A 17,610-nucleotide genomic window follows, 5' to 3' on the forward strand; every position below is an offset into this window, starting at 1 on the left:
GCCCTCATACACCACGGATGGCAAAAGCAGCCGACACGCCTGCATGTTGGGTTAATATGGCGCGAGAATCCCGGAGGTCGCATGCGTCGGTTCGCTCTCGCCCTGCTCGTCCTGTCTGCGCTTGCCACACCCTCTGAGGGGGCACCGGCTCTGCATCGCGGGGTGGGCGTGCACGAATGGCTGAACTGGGCGCCCTTGGCCGAAGATGGCAGCTATCGCCGCCCACCCTATCGCAGCATCGAGCAATGGCTCTCGGGGGCAAGACCGATCAGCGACTGGCCCCCCACCGACCCGTTCGAGACCATCCGCTCGCTCGGCTTCGATTTCGTGCGTCTTTCCGTCGACCCCGGTCCGCTGCTGGCCAGCAGCGGCGCCGAGCGGCAGGAGACGCTCGACGTGCTGAAATCCGCCGTCGGACACGTGACCGGCGCCGGACTGTCCGTCGTTTTCGATCTTCACGCCGTGACGCAAAAACCAGAACACAGCCTGGATGCGCTTGAGAGCCGCGCCGACAGTTACGGCGCCCTTGCCTACCGCAAGATGGTGGCCGACGTGGCCGGCATGCTCGCGACGCTCGATATCGATAGGGTCGCGCTGGAGCCCTACAATGAACCCGCCTTCTACCCCTGCGAAGGCCAGGGGACGGGCGAATGGCAAAAAGTGATGAGCGAGACCGTCGCGGCCATCCGTGCCGTCAGCGCTGACCTGACGATCGTCGCCACCGGCGCCTGCGGCGGCAGCATCACGGGGCTGGTCGATCTCGACCCGAACTTCGATGACCCCAATATCCTCTACAGTTTTCACATGTACGAGCCGCATAGTTTCACCCACCAGAGGCTCGATGATCCCAAGGCCTTCGGCTCTGGCCTGCCCTGGCCGGCCGAGACCAGCACAGCCGAAATCGTGCTCGAGACGCTCAAGGCGCGCATGGAAGCCGCGGGCCTGTCCGAGGTCGAGCAGACGTCAAATCTTCTGGCGGTCCAGCCGATCGTCGACGACTATTTCCGCGAGAACTGGGGCGAGGAACAGCTCGATACGTGGTTCGCGGAGGCCCTGGAGTGGGCAGCGGCGCACGAGATCTCCTCGAGCCGCCTCTTCATGGGCGAATTCGGCGCCATCCTCATTTCGGAGGATGGCCGCATGGGGGCCTATGACGCCGATCGGCTGCGCTATCTCGAGGCCGTGCGCACCCAGGCGGAGGCGCACGACATGGCCTGGGCGATGTGGGAGTTCTCCAACCCCTATGGCATGTCGCTGATCGAGCCAACGGGCCCGGCGGTGCCGGACGCGCGGATGCTTCAGGCCCTCGGGCTCGGGGATCAGTAGAGCGCGAAATCGAGCCGCTGGTCGACGAACGCGCGTTTGCCACCGCGACCGCCTGCGATGCGGCTTACGGGCTCCAGTCGGAAATCGAGGCGCCCCTTGCACCGTTTGCTCAGCGCGCTGACCAACCGCTGGGCATCCTCGTGTCGTCCATCACGGGAGAGCACGTAGCGGAACTTCACCTCGCCGGGCGTGTCCTGGTAGAACTGGAACTCCTGCACGCCCCGATACTGTGCCGGATCCTCGGATGTGAGGTCCATCGTGACCATGCGCCCGCCATCGCGCATCACCAGGAAATCGGGCTTGCGGCGCGGGGCCACGGCCGCCACCCGCAACCGGTAGCCATTGGCGGCGCTGGGGTTTTCCACCAGTCGCGCAAAGTCGCCGGTGTCGTAGCGAATGAACGGCATGCCGGTCGAGAGGAAACCGGTGCTGACCAGATGGCCCTCCACCCCCGGCTCTGTCACCGGGTTGCCCTCGTCATCGATGAGTTCGGCCAGGCAGTACAGGGGGTTCGAGTCATAAACGCCCAATTGCCCCGGCACGCAGGTGCCGAAAACCGCCTTCTCGCTCATGCCGTAGAAGCACGAAATCGGCACGTCGCCCAGCGTGCTGGAAATCAGCAGGCGTTGATGCTCATAAAGCGGCTCGCTGACAAGCAGAATGCCCTTGAAAGGGAGCCTCGGGCGGCGCCCGAGGCGCTCCAGGTGCCGGCAGAAAAGCTCGACCGAGGAGGGATAGCCATAAAGATACCGGATGCGCCGCTGATCGATGAGATCGAGATAGTGGGCGGCATCCGCCTGGGTCAGGGGAAACGTCGCAAGGCGCAGCTCGCGCAGCGCCGAATCCCATTCATGCGTCCTGTCACCGCGCGCCCCGAAACCGAAGCCACGCAACGTCGCGCGCGGCTCGCTTTCCGAATATTCCACCCGCGACCAGGCATCGTAGACGAAGGCCATTTCCCTGGCGCTGCGGTCCTTGTCGAGAAAGAAGCTGAACGGCTTTTCGGCGTTCGAGCCGCTTGTTTCGGCGCGATCCACCATGACGCGCGGCACCGCGAGGGCTCGTTCGCCTGCCTGCTTGAGCCGGCATTTGGTGAGGACCGGCAGGCGCCGAATGTCCTCGATGGTTATTGTCTCAGGATCGAAACGATGGTCGAATGCCTGGTCGATGATCTCTCGATAGAACGGGCTCCCCTCGTGCGCCTTATGGAGCAACTTGCGGAGCGCCAGGAGCTGCTGCTCGCGAGCGTAGTCCGGGTCATTCGCCGCCCGGGCGATGCGCTGCCGCCAGACCCGGTAGGTCTTGCCGAATTTGAGGCGCGTGGGCACCAGCGAAACGGCCGGCTTGAGCAGGTTCTGTACCCAATGTGGGCTGCGCACATAGGCACCGCGCGCCGTATCGAGCAGGCTCGAGGGGAAGGAGGGCATCAGAGGGTCCCCCATTCGCCGGCGAGGCTATACTCCCTCGGGCGCATCGTGCGCTTGAACTGCGTGTAACCGTCGCCTTCTCGCATTCCCCCTACGTCGAACCACTCGACGCCCTTCTGCTTGAGTTCACGGATGATGGCCCACATCAGGGCATTGCCTGCATTGAGTTTCCGGCCGTTTTCGCCGAACCAGCCGATATGGTATTCCGCCGCGTGCCCGAACCGGACAACCGACATGCCCGCCACGGGCCGGTCCCCGTCCAGCAGTTGAAACACGGTAACGTCTTGAGGTGCAGCGTCACGGAGCGCCAAGAGCATCGTCGCGTCTGCCGCCGAAAACCCTTTCTCGCGCATGTTCTCGAGGTGGCGCTCGATCATCCAGGCATAGCTTTGCGCATCCTGGGCCACCCGGACCCTCGCGCCCTTTTTCTCAGACTGGCGTACGCGGTTGCGGAAGGTCGAGGCGAGGCCCGCCCAAAGCGCGTCCTCGCTTCTGCGCAGATCGATCCGCCCCGATGCCCAGCCTTGCGCGCGAATGCGGTGGTAACCCGCCCGCGGCAAAAGGCGCGTGGCCAAGTCGTCGCTCGTCAGGGCGGTCGCCACGATCAACGGCCCCCGGAAGCGGCGCCGGATGAGGCCATAGGTTTCGACAATGCTGTTCTCGCTCGGTGTCTGCTCGAAAAACAGCGGCCCTCGATTGATCCGCGACAGCAGCCGCAACGGCCCCATCCGCTTTTCCAGCACGGTCGCCATCGCGACGGGGACGCCCCAGTCGCTCACAAGGACCCGCACCGGCATCCACCCCTTCGCGGCCTTGGCGACCCCATAGGCGAAGCTCTGCGGCAGGTGCGGAGTGGGCAGCACGGCGAGAAGTCGCGACCAATCGGCGGCGTCGCTCACCACGTCGAGCTCATAGGAAGAAGACGCAGCGACAGGCGGAAGCCCAACAGGATCGTGGCTATCAATCCCCAGATCGGTCATGGCTCGCTCCCCTGTTCGAGAAGCGCGGGAGTTGCATGAACGGGAGCCGGTCGGGCGGCAGCAGCGCGCCAGGCGCGCACCATGGCCTCGGCAAAGGGCGTGGGATGAAGATGATCGGCGTGGAACGCCTTGGCCGCCGCCCCGAGGTGCTCACGCAGGGATGGGTCGTTGACAAGCCGTGTCAAAGCGGCAGCCAGACCCTCCACGTCGCCGGGCTGCGCGAGAAGGCCGGTTTGTCCATCGATGATGATGTCGCGCACCGCACCGACCGGCGTGGTCACGACGGCCAGGCCCGCACCCATTCCCTCGATGACCGAAACGGGAAGATTTTCGGCAAAGGAGGGCAGGACCAGAATATCGGCAGTGGAGAGCAGTTCGGCAACCGTTTCCGGGCCAACCCAGCCTGGCAGGTCCACGCGGTCGCTGATCCCATAGGTCCGCGCGGCCTCACGAGCCGCCTCGACAGCGCCGTCACCGGCTATCGTGGCTTTCCAGTTGGCAAGGCCCGCCATGCGGTGAAGCGCCTCGCCCAGTTGTGGAACGCCCTTGCGCTCGCCGATCCTGCCCAGGAAGAGGATATGTGCCTGGTGCTTCGGCGGCTGGTGGGTCGGCGTTGGCGGCAGGCTGGCATTGGGGATGATGACGACGCGGCTCGCAGCGGCAGGCGCCCGCTCCGCAATCAGGTCGCGCCAGACCGAGCCGAGCACCACGACGCGGGCAGCGCCCTCGAAAAGGGTCCGGATGCAGAACGCAAGCACGCCTCGCGCTGGCCAGAATTTGTGATATTCCGCCCCGTGCAGATGCAGCACATAAGGAAGCCCCAGCAAGCGGGCGCAGGCCGCCACCAGGAACTTGCGGTAGGTGCTGCCGTCCTGGGACAGGTTGATGTGCACCAGATCGAGCTGGCCCCTGAGGCGGCTGACGACCATGGCGAGGCAGAACAGAAGCGTTACGAAAGGCGAGAGCCAGGCGCTGCGGCCCCCCCGCGTTGCCCGGAAGCGCACCGACAGAGTGTTTTCGCCCCGCGCCTCGAGCGCCGCCTTCAGCGTCGCCATGATGCGATCGATGCCGCCCTGTCCGCCAACGCCCACGGGCGTGGCGACAAGAACGTGGAATGGCCGGCACTGCGCGCGATCTTCTGACATGGCCGAACAGTACCGGACGACAAATGCTCGAAAAACAGCGTTCTTAAGAAACGGTTTACAGCGAGAATTTGAATTAAACGCCGCGTATTTACATTGCTCGCAGCTAACTCTTTTCGCCGTGTGGGAAGAGGCCTAGAGCCTTCTGATGCTCCTGCGTTCGACGTTCATTTATGCGCCGGCTATTCTCTTCACGCGCCTTTCGGCGTTGCTGTTGGTGGCGGTGGCTACGCGCCTCGTCGACCAGACGGAATACGGCCTACTGACGCTGGTCGTCACCATCGGCGAAATGACCGACATCGCCGTCACCAACTGGTTGCGCATTTCGCTTCTGCGGCTGGGCGGCAAAGGGGATGTCAGTCGCGGCAGCCTATGGCTCGCCGGGCGCGTCCTGATCCTTACAACGGTGCTCGGCGTCCTGCTTGCGCTCGTTGTGGCGCATCTCGTGGCGCCCGAGCGGGCAACTGAGTTCGGCCTTGCCGTCGCCGCATATCTTGCGGCAGGCGCCATCAGCCGCTTTGCCCTCACCGTTCTCCAGATGCAGCAGCGTCACTCCACCTATTCGCTGCTCGAGTTTGCCCGCGCCGTGCTGCAACTGGCGCTGCCGATTGCGGCAGCCTTCCTGCTGCCGCGCACCTTCTTCGTGCTGTCTCTCGGATCCAGCCTCGCGGTTCTGCTCTCGGGCACATTGGCCCTCGGGCTTGCCCTCAAACACACCGTCCCCGGCCCGGCGCGCTTCACGGTACGCGAGTTCGTCGGCTTCGGCGTCCCGCTCGTGGTGATGGCCCTGGTCAGTTTCGGGGTCAACAATGGCGAGCGGCTGTTTCTCAATGCCTACTACGACGCCGGTGCCGTCGCGGTGTTCGCCGTGGCGTTCGCCTTGGCGCGCCAACCGATCGATACCGTCGCCAACGCCGTTCAGATGGGCGCCTTTCCCGAACTGGTGAGCCGCTTCGACACCTCCGGGCCCGGCGAAGCAGCGCGCTATCTGGGTGACATGCTGGCTTTGATGCTGCGCTTGTGCCTCCCCGTCGCGGCCCTGCTCATGGCGCTGAGCGGGCCAATCGCGGAACTGGTCCTGCCAGCCGGTTACCACGGGCAGGTGGAGGTGCTATTCCCGATCATCGTCCTCTCGGTACTCTTCTCCAACACCGGCAGCTTCGTCTTTGCCAACATGATCCACGCCCACAAGCGGCCCTGGCTGCTGGTGTGGATCGACGGTGCCGCCTCCGTTGCCACCATCGGGCTCTCCATTGCGCTGATACCGTCCCTCGCAGAGACGGGCGCCGCACTGGCGTTGGCGGGCGGCACCGGCACCAGCCTTGTTGTGACGATATTCATCAGCCGGCGCCTGACCCCCATTCCTGTCCCTTGGGCTGACATGGCGGTGTCGGCCGCCATGGCGCTCGGCGTGGGGGTGACCGCCTATCTGGCCGCAAACACGCTCAAGGAAACCTGGCCGATTGTGCAGCTCGGCATCGGTGGCGTGAGCGGCGGACTGGTGTTCCTAGGGCTCAATGCCCTGGCCCATCCGAACGAAACGCGCGCCATCGCCCGCCGCATCCGCGCGCGCCTCGCCATCGGCTAGGCCTGCTACCGACCGGGAGTGCTCTAAAGGGCGCGGCGCTGCCGCAGGGCCCGCCAGATCAGCACGAGGTAGGCGCTGTTCGTCTCGAAGTAGCGCCGCCAGAGCCGGCGGGGCTCCTGCACAACGCGGAACAGCCACTCGAGGCCAAAAGCCTGCACGAGGCGGGGGGCTCGGCGCACCTTGCCTCCATAGACGTCGAAGCTGCCGCCCACGCCCATGACGAAACTGGGAAGCAAACGGGCGCGATACCGCTTGAGAAATCGCTCCTTGCGGGGCGTCGGCAGCGCCACGAAGAGGCAATCGGCGCCCGAGGCGTTGATCACTTCGACCACTTCCTCCTCTGCGGCGATGTCGAAATAACCATGTTGCATGCCGGCCAGCGCGAGGTTCGGGTGCCGGCGGCCCAAAGTGGCGGCCATTGCGTCCAGCACAGCCCGTTCGGCTCCCAGAAGATAGGGCCGCAACCCCTCCTCGGCGCAACGGGCCAGAAGCTGCTCCATGACGTCGACGCCCGCGACGCGCTCGCGCACCGGCAGACCGAGCAGCCGCGCTCCCCATAGCACGCCGGCGCCATCGACGTTGATGATGTCTGCCCCGGCGACGTCCTCGAACAATTCCGCGCTCTTGCCCATGTTGACGAGCTTGGCCACGTTGACCACCGAATGCAGCATTGGCGTCCGCTCCCGCATGGCCTGTACTGCAAGGTCGAGCGTCTCGGACATGTCCAGGTCATGCAGCGGCGCGCCGAGAAAATCCCGGCGCCGGGCACTGAGCAGCGGATGGCGCGCCCAGCTCGACATGTTCAGGCTGCCCTGTCGGTACTGCGCCGGCGCGGCCGCAGGATGGAATTGCGCCCTTCGATGCGGGCGTCCGTGCGGCGCGCCTTGCGCCAGGTCCATAGCCCGCGCGTGTCGATCAGCTTCTTGTCCTTGAGCGCCTCCGGATCGATCAGGCTGAACTGGCGATGATCCACCAGCAACACGACGATATCGGCCCGGTCGATCGCGTCCAGCGCGTCGGTGAAGACAATGCCGAGGCCTTCCAGATCGTGCGGCAGGCCCTTGGCATGCGGCTCGGCCGCCACCACTAATACGCCGCCTAGGCCCGCAAGGTGACGCACCACCTCCACCGCTGGGCTCTCGCGCATGTCGTCGATGTTGGGCTTGAAGCTGAGACCCAGGCACGCCACGGTCTGCCGCTTACCCGGCACAAGGATTTTCTCGACGTCCTGCACCACGCCCATGGGACGCGCTGAATTGATCTGCCGCGCCGTGCGCATCATCGGCGTCTGCTCGGGCGCTGCATCGATGATGAAATAGGGATCGACGGCGATGCAGTGCCCGCCAACGCCAGGCCCGGGGCTGAGGATGTTGACGCGCGGATGCTTGTTGGCGAGTTCGATGACTTCCCAGACGTTGAGGCGCAGATGCTGGCACACGGCCGCCAGTTCATTGGCAAAGCCGATATTGACGTCGCGGAAGGCGTTTTCCGTGAGCTTGACCAGTTCGGCGCTTTCCGCGCTGGTGATGTAGAGATCGCCTGCAACAAAGCTTGTATAGAGGTCGACCGCACGCTTGGAGGAGCCTGCCGATAGTCCGCCGATGGAGCGGTCGTTGTCGATGAGTTCGGTCAGAACCTTGCCCGGCAGCACGCGCTCGGGTGAATAGGCCACGAATACATCAGCATCATCGGGGTTGACGTGCGGGAATTTCAGATCCGGCCGCAACTCGGCGAGCAGCATCGTCATCTTGCGCGTCGTGCCGACCGGGGACGTGGATTCGAGCACCACAAGATCGCCACGCTTGAGCACCGGCGCCACGGCGCGCGCGGCGGCCATGACATGGCTCACATCGGCCTTGTGCTCGGTCGTGAACGGAGTGGGCACGGCGATGATGTGGGCATCGGCCGGTTGCGCTTCGCCAAAGGCCCTAAGCTTGCCCTCGGCCACAACGCGGCTGATCAGACCGTCGAGTTCGGGCTCCACGATGTGGATTTCGCCTCGATTGACCTTCTCGACAACGCTCGGATTGACATCGACGCCACGAACGTCGAGCCCGGCCCTGGCAAAGACGGCGCAGGTGGGCAGGCCGATATAGCCCATGCCGATAACGGAGACAGCGCGAATCTTAGACATTGTGCATCAACTCCTCGAGGATGCGCCTGCTGGCCCGTCCGTCCCCATAGGGGTTGTGACGCTGAGCCATAGCAGAATAGGCGGACGGATCGTCCAGTAGCCGGGTGCAACTGGCCACGATAAGGTCGGTGTCGGTGCCCACGAGCCGGGCGGTGCCGGCCGCGATGCCCTCGGGGCGCTCCGTGTTGTCGCGCAGCACCAGCACTGGCTTGCCCAGCGACGGCGCCTCTTCCTGGACACCACCGCTGTCGGTGAGAATGAGATAGCTGTGCTTTTGCAGATAGAGGAACGGCAGGTAGTCCTGCGGTTCGATGAGGACCACGTTGGGCACACCGCCCAAGATCGTCTCGACCGGGCCTCGCACATTCGGGTTGGGATGCACCGGATAGACGATCTGCACGTCGCCCCGGCTCGCCAGAATTTGAAGCGCCGCGCAGATGCGCTCGATGCCGCCATTGTGGTTCTCGCGGCGATGCCCGGTGACGAGGATCAACTTCCTGGCCGGGTCGAGGAACGGAAAGCTTGCCCCGAGAGCTGCGGCAAGCGAGCGGTCCTCGTCCACCTGCTGCGAGAAGTGCAGGAGCGTGTCGATGACGGTGTTGCCGGTGACAAAGATTCGGGTCGCGTCCTTGCCTTCGGACAGCAGGTTGTCGCGCGCTTCGGGGGTCGGAGCGAAATGCCAGGTGGCGATCTCGCCGGCCACGCGCCGGTTGAACTCCTCGGGAAAGGGAAAGTCGATATTGTGGCTGCGCAGGCCTGCTTCGATATGCGCGACCGGAATGCGCTTGTAGAACGCGGCCATCGCAGCGGCCATCGCCGTCGTCGTATCGCCCTGCACGATCACCATGTCCGGCTTGGCGCGATCCAGCACATCGGCCATGCCGGTCAGAACCTTGGCCGTGACATCGAATAATGTCTGGCCCGGCTGCATGATGTTAAGATCGTAGTGGACCGGCATCCCCGTCAGCGCCACGACCTGGTCGACCATCTCGCGATGCTGCCCGGTCACGCAGACTTCGGTGTCCAGCTCGGCATGCGCGAGCGCTTCGCGAATAACGGGGAAGCACTTGAGCGCCTCGGGGCGCGTGCCGAAAACGATCAGAAATTTCTTTCTCTCTCTCAGAAAATTCCCGATGTGATTCATGTAAAGCGCGCCACCTGTGCACAGGTTGTCGAGTCCGACCCCTACCCCAGCTTTATAGCGAGGCACTGGGTGGCGCGGTTTTGGAACTTTAAGATTTGGTTAACTACTAAACTGGTTCACTCTATTTGAAACAAAAAGGGTTGAGAGTGCCGGAAAAACTGCGAGACTCGTCTCAGAAATTCGGAAGTACTTGCAAGTTGAATAAAATTGTCTTGAATTCACCGGCCCCTTGGCGCCGCTGGCACAGCCTGCTGGCAAGGCGGCTTTGCGATGCCGGCTGGTCGGTCAGGGCCGATCTGGGACCTACTGTGCCACGAGGCGCGCTCGACCGCCTGCTGGCCCTCGAAGCGCGCCGGTTCGGCGGGAGTCTGGCCACCAGGGACGCGCCGCCAGCGGAACTGGTTGACGGACCCGGGACAGGCGATGCCGTGGTGTACCTCACCACGGGGGCAGACATGGTTCCAACGGCGACACCCACTTTCCGCCTGACCATCAATGGGCACTCCGATCTCGCGGGCGGCCTTGCCCAAGTGCTGCGCACGGGCGATCTGCCCGAACTCACCCTGTGGCTGGACGATCGCGCTGTTCTCTCCGCGCGCCCCATGCTGTCGGACCGCCTGTGGCTGAGCCGCATGTGCGACGAGATCCTGGCCGGCGCGGTGGGCCTCGTGGAAAGCGGCCTCAAGCGATGGCAGGCGGGTCTACTGGAGCCGATGGAGGCTCCCGGAATGAGCCCGTCCACCCCAAGCCTCATGCGTTACTACCTGCCAAACTTGGTGGCACAAGGGGCCCGACGCGCGGTGGCGAAGCTGGGGTCGCGCCGGCCCTTCTACTGGCAAGTAGCCTACCGCCCCGCCCGTCCGGGCATTGACCCGCTGAGCCCAGGCCTCGGCAACGCTCCCTTCACCGTTCTGCCGGACGATGGCACGCGTTTCTACGCCGATCCATTCGTGATCGCCCGCAGCGGGGGCGTCTTCCTTTTCGTGGAAGAGTTTCCGTACAGCCTCGGCCGCGGCATCATTTCCGTCAGCCAATTGGCTTCCGACGGCACCTTCGGAACGCCGCGCGAGGTTCTGCGCGAGCCCCACCACCTGTCCTACCCCCAGGTGTTCGAACAGGAGGGGGACGTGTTCATGCTGCCCGAAAGCGGCGGCGCAAATCAACTTGTGCTCTACCGCGCGGAGGAGTTTCCGCACCGTTGGGCGCGCGACACGGTGCTATTGGACGGCGTCGACGTCAATGATGCGACCGTGGTCTCGCGGGAAGGCGCGTATTACCTCATCGGGACGGAGCGCCTTGGCCCCGGCAGCGCATCGGACCGCATGGTGGTCTACCATTCGCCGACCCTGCGTGGCCCATGGACGCCGCACCCGCTCAATCCCATTCTTATCGATCGCGCCGGCGCCAGGCCCGGTGGCGCCGTTCTCAAGCAGGATGGACGGCTCTGGCTCAAGGTGCAGGACGGCTCGACCGCCTACGGGGGCGGGTTGGGACTGCGCGAAATCATCGATCTCAATGTGCACAACGTCAGGTTCGGCCCTGTGGTCCCCATTGCCATGGGAACCGCCTGGCACCGCACCGGCATCCATACGCTCAACATCGACGAGGAATGGGAAGTGGTCGACAGCGCTGGCTAATCGACCGGACCTCGGCTGCTCCGCGCGGCCGGAAAAGCGAGCAGCAGGGTAAAGAGCAGCGTGATGATCGGCTGCTTGGCCGAGAAAGTGTTGTTCGAAAGCGACGCCAGGATCATCGTGCCGGTGCCGATCCACGCCGCGAGCGGCGCCCCGCGCAGCAACCGCCACAAGATCCAGAGGATGACCCCGGTAAAGACCAGCGCCATGGGCACGCCAAAGGTCAGGCCGATCACCACCTGCGCGCTTTCGATGAACGGCAGCCCGAGCCGGTCGTTGACCAGCGCGAGAAGATCGGCTGGGGGCATGCCAAAGAGCCATTCTTTCCACCCCACCATGCCGAAGACTTCGTAGATGGTGACCCGGGCAAAGAAGTTTTCGTCAAAGAGCGTTCCGCCGAAGCGGGAGAGGAGCCCTCCGGCCGCGAGGATGGCCGTGAGGATGAGGCCGCCCACGAGCGTCATTACAAGAACGAACAGCCGCGCGACCCGCGTATGCCGCACGGACAGGCCCGGCCAGGGTAGCACCAGAAGGAGAACCAGCAGTTCCCCCACCGCCAGCAGCAGCGCGAACCGGGCGCCCGAAGCCGCGCAGCCGACAAGGAGAATACAAATTGCCAGCACCCGCACCCACAACCGCCATTGCGCCAGCGGCACGAAGCCAATTGCCATCGCGCAAAGGGCACCCAGCGCCAGCGGATGCTCGGAAAGCCCGAGGGGCCGGAAGGTCAGCTCTTCAAGGCCATAGGGCAGGACCCGATGATGGGTGGCCGCCTCACCGATACCGATGATAGCGCTCGCAATCAGCATCACCAGGGTGAAGTGGCCGAGCGCGCGGCGCGCCTCCTGCCCCAGCGCCAGCAGAATGATCCCGGCCGCTCCGGCGACCAGATAGCTGTCGAGCACGAAGACGATGGCGCCGGCACGCCCCATGGCAATGTAAAGCACCGACATCGCCGTCAGGATGACCATGTACCAGAACAAGGACCGGAACTTGCCGATCTCGTCCCCCATGAGCCGGAACGGGCGGGCAGCAAGGGTGATCGGCAGCAGCACAAAGATGAGGTAGCTGCCCAGGTGTAGCTTCTCGTAGAAGCTGCCGCCCTCGCCGGTATAGGCAAAGACGCCGTCCATCAGCAGAGGCGAGATATTGATCCGCACGGCCAGGGCAAACCCCATGGCCACCACCAGAAGCATCAGGACAGCCTGATTGCGACGGATTTGGTCGGGGATGTCGCGGTCTGGGCGCAGCGCCGGATAGGTCACGTTTCACCACTCGCGGGAAAGCACGGCGTCCAGCTTAACCAAGAATGAGCATTCCGGCGGCGGTCGGTCCGGCACGGTGTATAAGCTCTTAACACTAGGCCATTTTGGAAAACGAGGCGTTAATGCCATGTCCGACCTCGCCAGCCCCAGCCCCTCCCGCTCCGGAGCGCGCGCGTTCTCTCGCCTCGACTATGATCCGCAGTGGCGCCAGCGCGAGCCGGCCAACTCCGCACTGCCGACCGACAGATCAGGCCCAGCCGAAGCCGCGACCACCGTCACCCTCGACAAGATCGGCGACTTTCTCGAACTCGATTTCGGCCGCCTGTTCGTCTGGGTCGGCAGCGGCAGGCGCCTCATCACCGTGCTCGCCCTCACGGGTGCCGTAGCCGGTGCAGGTTTCGGCGTCTTCAGCACGCCCCGCTACACCGTCACAACCGACATCATGATCGATCCGGGTAGTCTCCAGGTGGTCGATCGCGACCTCTTTAGCCAGCCCGGCGCCATTGATGGGCAGGTGCTCACCGCTGGCAGCAAGCTGCGCGTCCTCACCTCGCGCAACGTGCTGTCTCGCGTCGTCGCCGATCTCGACCTGACGGCCGATCCAGAATTCAACGGCACCCGTCAGCCACTGATTTCCCTGCCGAGTTTCGGATCGAGCGGGCCGGCCGAAGATTCTGCCGTGGTCGCGCTCAAAAGCTTGAGCGAGCACATCTCCACGACCGCAGACGAGAAGTCCTTCGTTGCCAGTCTCAACGTGTCCTCCGAGGATACGGGCAAGGCCATTGCGATCTCGGGCGGCATCGTCAAAGCCTTCAAGGCCGAGTTGGCTGACGCGGAGGCCGACGGCGCCGCGCGCGCTGCAGCTTCGCTCGATAGCCGCCTCGGCGAACTCAAGGCAGACGTTCAGCAGGCGGAGCAGGCAGTGGAGGCGTTCCGGCGCCGCAATAACCTCTCCACAGCGGCCGACGGGCAGCTGGTCAGCACACAGACCATGAGCGCCATCAACGCGCAGGTGGTGAACGCACAGGCACGGCTCATCGAGGCGCAGACGGCCTTTGACAGCCTCGTCGCCGCCGGCCCCCAGGCCAGTCCCGCCGACCCGTCGGCCGCTTCAAGCCTTTCGGCGCTGCGCGACAAGGCAGCGGCCCTGCAACAGCAATTGCTGTCTCAGTCCATGATCTATGGCCCCCGGCACCCCACCATTGTCAGCCTTGAAGCAGAGCGAAATGTCGTGACGGCGCAGATCAACGCCGAAGTGCAGCGCGCGGTCAACGGCGCCAAGGCCGCTGTCACCCAGGCGCAGGCCAATCTGGACGCGCTGACCGACCGATCGCAGAGCCTCACCAGCGCCGTCTTTTCCGACAACGCGCTGCAGGTGCAACTGCGCGAGCTGGAACGGGACGCGGCCGCCAAGACCGCCGTCTACGAGAGCTTCCTGGCGCGCGCCAAGCAGATCACGGAACGCGAGCAGATCGACACCACCAATGTGCGCGTCATCTCCACCGCCGTTCCGCCACCGGGCCGCTCCTGGCCCCCGCGCACCGTGGTGATGATCGCACTCGGAGCCATCGGCGGGGCCGTGCTGGGTCTGCTTGCCGCCATCGGTCTTGGCGTGCTGGGAGACCTGCGACGCTCTCCCCGGCTCCGCGGCGAGCGCGCCTGATCCAGCGGTGCCACGCCACCTCGTCTTTCACACCGCGAGCCTGCGGGGCGGCGGGGCGGAACGCGTCTTCGCGCTCATGGCCAATGCCATGGCGGCGCGCGGCCACCGGGTCACGCTGTTCACCTGGAACGCCGAGGGACCGAACGCGGCGCTGCTGGATGAAGCGGTAGGCCTTGTCTCTCTTGATCTGCCCCTGCGCGGCGAGGGCTATGGCAAGCCCGCAACGCTCCGCGCCATCGCCCGCTCCGCCGCCTTCTTCAGAACGGCGAAAGCCGACGCTGTGTTCTCGGCGCCCGAATTCGCCAATCTGACCATGGCGCTCGCACTTCTGCTGTCCGGGTCCGGCGCCCGCTTTTTCCCCACCTACCATGCGTCCGATACACTGCAATCGGACGATTTCGGCGCCAAGGTCGCCATCGCCCTCTCCCGGTCCGTCCTGCGCCGCGCGCACAAGGCGGTCGCTGTCAGCACGGGCATCGCCCGCGACCTCGCAGCGCGAGGCCTGCCGCGCGAACGCATCGAGGTGATCCACAACCCCCTGCCGCCACAGCGGCCGAGCGGGCGCAAATACGATTGGCAACTCGATCTCGCGGCCCTTGGCTCCGGACCCGTCATCGCCACGGCCGGGCGCCTGGTGCCGGTCAAGGACCATATGACGCTGCTCGAGGCTTTCGCCCAGCTCCGCAACATTCGGCCCGCGCGTCTGGTCATCTTTGGCGAAGGGCCGCTTGAAGGGGAACTGCGCCGGCGTGTTGAGACGTTGGGGCTCTCCGACAGCGTCCTCATGCCCGGCTATGTCAACGACCCGGCGGCCTGCTACGCGCCGGCCGATCTTTTCGTGCTGACGTCGCGCAGCGAAGGGTTCGGCAACGTCCTCATCGAAGCCATGGCGGCCGGCGTTCCCGTCGTCTCGACCGATGCGCCGCACGGACCGCGCGAAATCCTGGCCGATGGCGCCTTTGGTCGCCTGGTACCGGTCGGCGACGCCGATGCCCTCGCGGCGGGCATGGCCGCCGCGCTTGATGAGGCTCCTGACCGCACAAGGCTCCGTGCGCGGGCCGACGACTTCAGTATCGAGAAGATCGCGGACCGCTACGAAGCGCTCCTATCTTAGCGTCTAGGGCTGTTCGGTCCGAACAGGGGGATGACGTTGCTGCCCGTTCCAGGAGAAGGGGAGGCGCAGCGGGGAGGACCCTCGCGCCCCGCCCTCATGCCTCCAACCTGGTGCATGGGCATAGCCTCCTCGCCAAGGAGCCGGGCCACCGCGAGCACCAGGCGACCCGGCACCACGGGCTTGGCAAGCACTGCATCGGCTCCGGCCACCAGGAACCGGCCGTGGAAGGCCGGCTCTGCCCGGGTCAGGACGATAAGGCCCATCCCGGGATTGGCACTGCGCTCCTGCGCCCGCAACTCCCGCACCGCCGCATCGGAGCCCAGCGCTTCGGTATCGGCATCCACGACGATAAGATCGACCGGCGTGATGCGGGTGAAGATCGTCAGCGCCTCAACTGTCTCGAATGCGGCCATGCGAAAGCCATTCTCGCTCTCCAACGTCACGCGCAGAAGAGCAGTCAGCGCCGGATTGGCGGCCAGAATGGCAATGGTGCGCGGACGCGTGGACATGTGGCCCCTTTCGCGGCGGTCGACATGATGAACAAACCCTTAACATGTTCCGTTGCCAAACCCGCCCCGAAACGGTGTTCATGCTTAACGCCGGCGGAGCGCGCGCGGAGGCCTTTACAATTTTAGCGATTAACCTCGCCGACGTTCCGTTGATGTCAGCCGCTCGAGCCCCTGCTAGACGTTAACGGGTTCTTAAGGACGAGTTGCGGCATCTTCCATGTTCCAGGATAGCGTCAGCCTCCGACACACCGAGTTGCGGCGGCGCCGCCGGTACAAGATCGCCAGCCGCACCTATCTCGGCTATGCGTTGGCGACGCTCGAGGGAAGTTTCGCCGCCCTGATGGTGGCGTTCCTTGCCGCCTTCGTTCCGGAGGGCATCCCTTGGGGCGCCTCCGAGGCGCCGATCGTTTCCGCCATCGGGGTCGGGGCGGTGGTGGCAGCGCGCGCCCTCGGGCCGGCGCGGACGCTTCTTACACTGAGCACCAAGCGCCTGTTTCTACCTGAGGCGGCCACTGCGTTTCTCTCCGGCATCGGCCTCGTCTGGCTGCTCCAGCTCATTGCCGGTGCACCCTTCGTGGCTCCGGACCTGCAGGTGTGGAAATGGCTGGTGCTTGCGGCGGTCTTCGTTTGCCTCGCCAGGGGCCTCATTTATGGCCGCATCCTAGCGATGTTCGCGGTGGGTCAGTTGCAGATCGAGCGGACGGCGCTTGTCGGGGTTGGCGAGGACCTGACGCAGTTCGAGCGGGGAGCGAGGATCTGGCGCAGTGGCGGTCAGGTGATGGCCCGCCTTTCGCTGGAGAGCGCCGAAGTTGATATTTCTGACCAACCAGCAACCCAGTTCCTCGCCGATTGCGCCCGCCGCGGCTGCGACCGGCTGGTGCTCATCGGCGTCAACAGTGGCACTCCCCTCGCCACGGCAATTCTGGAAGCAGCCCGTCCCTACGCGCTCGACGTTGCGTTCGCGCCGGCGTGGCGTGGCGACCAGCAGCGCGTCCGGCTGCTCGACGTGCTGCACCTTGGCCCGGCGAACGCCGTGCGCGTGGTGCGCAAGCCTCTGAGCGATGGTCAACTGGCGCTCAAGCGGGCACTCGACATCCTCGGTGCAATTCTGGCGCTGTTCATTTCCGCGCCCCTGCTGCTGCTGGTGACTTTGGCCATCCGCCTCGATAGTTCCGGGCCGGTGCTCTACCGGCAGGAACGCCGCGGCTTTAATGGCAACAGCTTCCACATCCTCAAGTTCCGCTCCATGCGCGTTACCGAGGATGGCCGCGCCATGCGTCCCGCCACCATGGGGGACGCGCGCATCACCCGCGTCGGGCGCTTCATCCGCCGCACCAGCATCGATGAACTCCCGCAGCTGCTCAACGTGATCTCCGGGACGATGAGCCTCGTCGGCCCTCGCCCGCACGCCATCTCGCACGACGCCGAACTCAGCCGCCGCTTCGCGCTCTACGCCGCGCGCCAGCGCATCAAGCCGGGCATCACCGGCTGGGCCCAGGTGAATGGATCACGCGGCGAGATTGCCAGCCAGGCGCAAGTCGAGGACCGGACGCTTTACGACCTCGAATATATCGAGAACTGGTCGCTGGCCCTGGAAATCAGGATCCTCTGGCTGACCGTGTTTTCCACCAAGGTGCACAGCAACGCGCGATAGGCGCAGTCCCGTGCGTCGAAAAGCCCCAGC

Annotated in this window: 14 protein-coding genes; 6 read left to right on the forward strand and 8 right to left on the reverse strand. The window is 65.0% G+C overall.

Annotated elements, in window-relative coordinates; genetic code table 11:
- Nucleotides 1-81 precede the first annotated feature (81 nt).
- The gene (locus IC608_RS14910) at nucleotides 82-1,326 is read left to right on the forward strand and encodes a glycoside hydrolase family 5 protein (RefSeq protein WP_191777154.1); all 1,245 of its coding nucleotides are present in this window, start codon (nucleotides 82-84) and stop codon (nucleotides 1,324-1,326) included.
- Here IC608_RS14910 and IC608_RS14915 read toward each other — a convergent pair.
- Genes IC608_RS14915 through IC608_RS14925 form a run of 3 tightly spaced genes read right to left on the reverse strand, consistent with a single transcriptional unit; the run spans nucleotide 1,320 to nucleotide 4,878 of the window.
- Nucleotides 1,320-2,753, reverse strand: a complete 1,434-nt coding sequence (locus IC608_RS14915; protein ID WP_191777156.1) for a phenylacetate--CoA ligase family protein — start codon at nucleotides 2,751-2,753, stop codon at nucleotides 1,320-1,322. The genes IC608_RS14910 and IC608_RS14915 overlap by 7 nt on opposite strands.
- Nucleotides 2,753-3,733 (reverse strand): lipid II:glycine glycyltransferase FemX, encoded by a 981-nt coding sequence (locus IC608_RS14920; RefSeq protein ID WP_191777158.1) that lies wholly within the window; start codon nucleotides 3,731-3,733, stop codon nucleotides 2,753-2,755. The genes IC608_RS14915 and IC608_RS14920 overlap by 1 nt, the downstream gene beginning before the upstream one ends.
- Nucleotides 3,730-4,878, reverse strand: coding sequence for a glycosyltransferase family 4 protein (locus IC608_RS14925; RefSeq protein WP_248306426.1), 1,149 nt, complete (start codon nucleotides 4,876-4,878; stop codon nucleotides 3,730-3,732). The genes IC608_RS14920 and IC608_RS14925 overlap by 4 nt, the downstream gene beginning before the upstream one ends.
- A 145-nt stretch (nucleotides 4,879-5,023) precedes the next feature.
- Between IC608_RS14925 and IC608_RS14930 the strand changes: the two genes are divergently transcribed.
- Nucleotides 5,024-6,463: a lipopolysaccharide biosynthesis protein gene (locus IC608_RS14930; RefSeq protein WP_191777161.1), complete on the forward strand. Its 1,440-nt coding sequence runs from the start codon at nucleotides 5,024-5,026 to the stop codon at nucleotides 6,461-6,463.
- A 23-nt stretch (nucleotides 6,464-6,486) separates the two neighbouring features.
- Here the strand turns inward: IC608_RS14930 and IC608_RS14935 are convergent, their stop codons facing one another.
- Genes IC608_RS14935 through wecB form a run of 3 tightly spaced genes read right to left on the reverse strand, consistent with a single transcriptional unit; the run spans nucleotide 6,487 to nucleotide 9,741 of the window.
- The gene (locus IC608_RS14935) at nucleotides 6,487-7,263 is read right to left on the reverse strand and encodes a WecB/TagA/CpsF family glycosyltransferase (protein WP_210316377.1); all 777 of its coding nucleotides are present in this window, start codon (nucleotides 7,261-7,263) and stop codon (nucleotides 6,487-6,489) included.
- Between the two features lie 2 nt (nucleotides 7,264-7,265).
- A complete protein-coding gene (gene wecC / locus IC608_RS14940; protein ID WP_191777163.1) occupies nucleotides 7,266-8,597 on the reverse strand; it encodes a UDP-N-acetyl-D-mannosamine dehydrogenase in 1,332 nt (443 codons plus the stop codon).
- On the reverse strand, nucleotides 8,590-9,741 hold the full coding sequence (gene wecB, locus IC608_RS14945) for a non-hydrolyzing UDP-N-acetylglucosamine 2-epimerase (RefSeq protein ID WP_191777165.1): 1,152 nt from the start codon (nucleotides 9,739-9,741) through the stop codon (nucleotides 8,590-8,592). Before wecB ends, wecC begins: the two co-directional genes overlap by 8 nt.
- A 212-nt stretch (nucleotides 9,742-9,953) precedes the next feature.
- On the opposite strand from wecB, the gene IC608_RS14950 reads away from it, so the two are divergent.
- Nucleotides 9,954-11,378, forward strand: a complete 1,425-nt coding sequence (locus IC608_RS14950) for a glucosamine inositolphosphorylceramide transferase family protein (protein ID WP_248306427.1) — start codon at nucleotides 9,954-9,956, stop codon at nucleotides 11,376-11,378.
- Here IC608_RS14950 and IC608_RS14955 read toward each other — a convergent pair.
- Nucleotides 11,375-12,640: a VpsF family polysaccharide biosynthesis protein gene (locus IC608_RS14955; protein WP_191777167.1), complete on the reverse strand. Its 1,266-nt coding sequence runs from the start codon at nucleotides 12,638-12,640 to the stop codon at nucleotides 11,375-11,377. The two genes, IC608_RS14950 and IC608_RS14955, sit on opposite strands and share 4 nt — an antisense overlap.
- 127 nt (nucleotides 12,641-12,767) lie before the next feature.
- Here IC608_RS14955 and IC608_RS14960 point away from each other — a divergent pair, with 127 nt between their 5' ends.
- Both IC608_RS14960 and IC608_RS14965 read left to right on the forward strand, forming a co-directional pair.
- A complete protein-coding gene (locus IC608_RS14960; protein ID WP_191777169.1) occupies nucleotides 12,768-14,303 on the forward strand; it encodes a GumC family protein in 1,536 nt (511 codons plus the stop codon).
- A 7-nt stretch (nucleotides 14,304-14,310) separates the two neighbouring features.
- Nucleotides 14,311-15,417, forward strand: coding sequence for a glycosyltransferase (locus tag IC608_RS14965; protein ID WP_191777170.1), 1,107 nt, complete (start codon nucleotides 14,311-14,313; stop codon nucleotides 15,415-15,417).
- Here IC608_RS14965 and IC608_RS14970 read toward each other — a convergent pair.
- A complete protein-coding gene (locus tag IC608_RS14970; RefSeq protein ID WP_191777172.1) occupies nucleotides 15,414-15,926 on the reverse strand; it encodes a PleD family two-component system response regulator in 513 nt (170 codons plus the stop codon). The genes IC608_RS14965 and IC608_RS14970 overlap by 4 nt on opposite strands.
- Nucleotides 15,927-16,143: 217 nt before the next feature.
- Between IC608_RS14970 and IC608_RS14975 the strand changes: the two genes are divergently transcribed.
- Nucleotides 16,144-17,580 (forward strand): exopolysaccharide biosynthesis polyprenyl glycosylphosphotransferase, encoded by a 1,437-nt coding sequence (locus IC608_RS14975; RefSeq protein WP_191777182.1) that lies wholly within the window; start codon nucleotides 16,144-16,146, stop codon nucleotides 17,578-17,580.
- Nucleotides 17,581-17,610: the final 30 nt, after the last annotated feature.

It is taken from the genome of Devosia oryzisoli, assembly GCF_014837245.1.
GTDB lineage: Bacteria > Pseudomonadota > Alphaproteobacteria > Rhizobiales > Devosiaceae > Devosia > Devosia oryzisoli.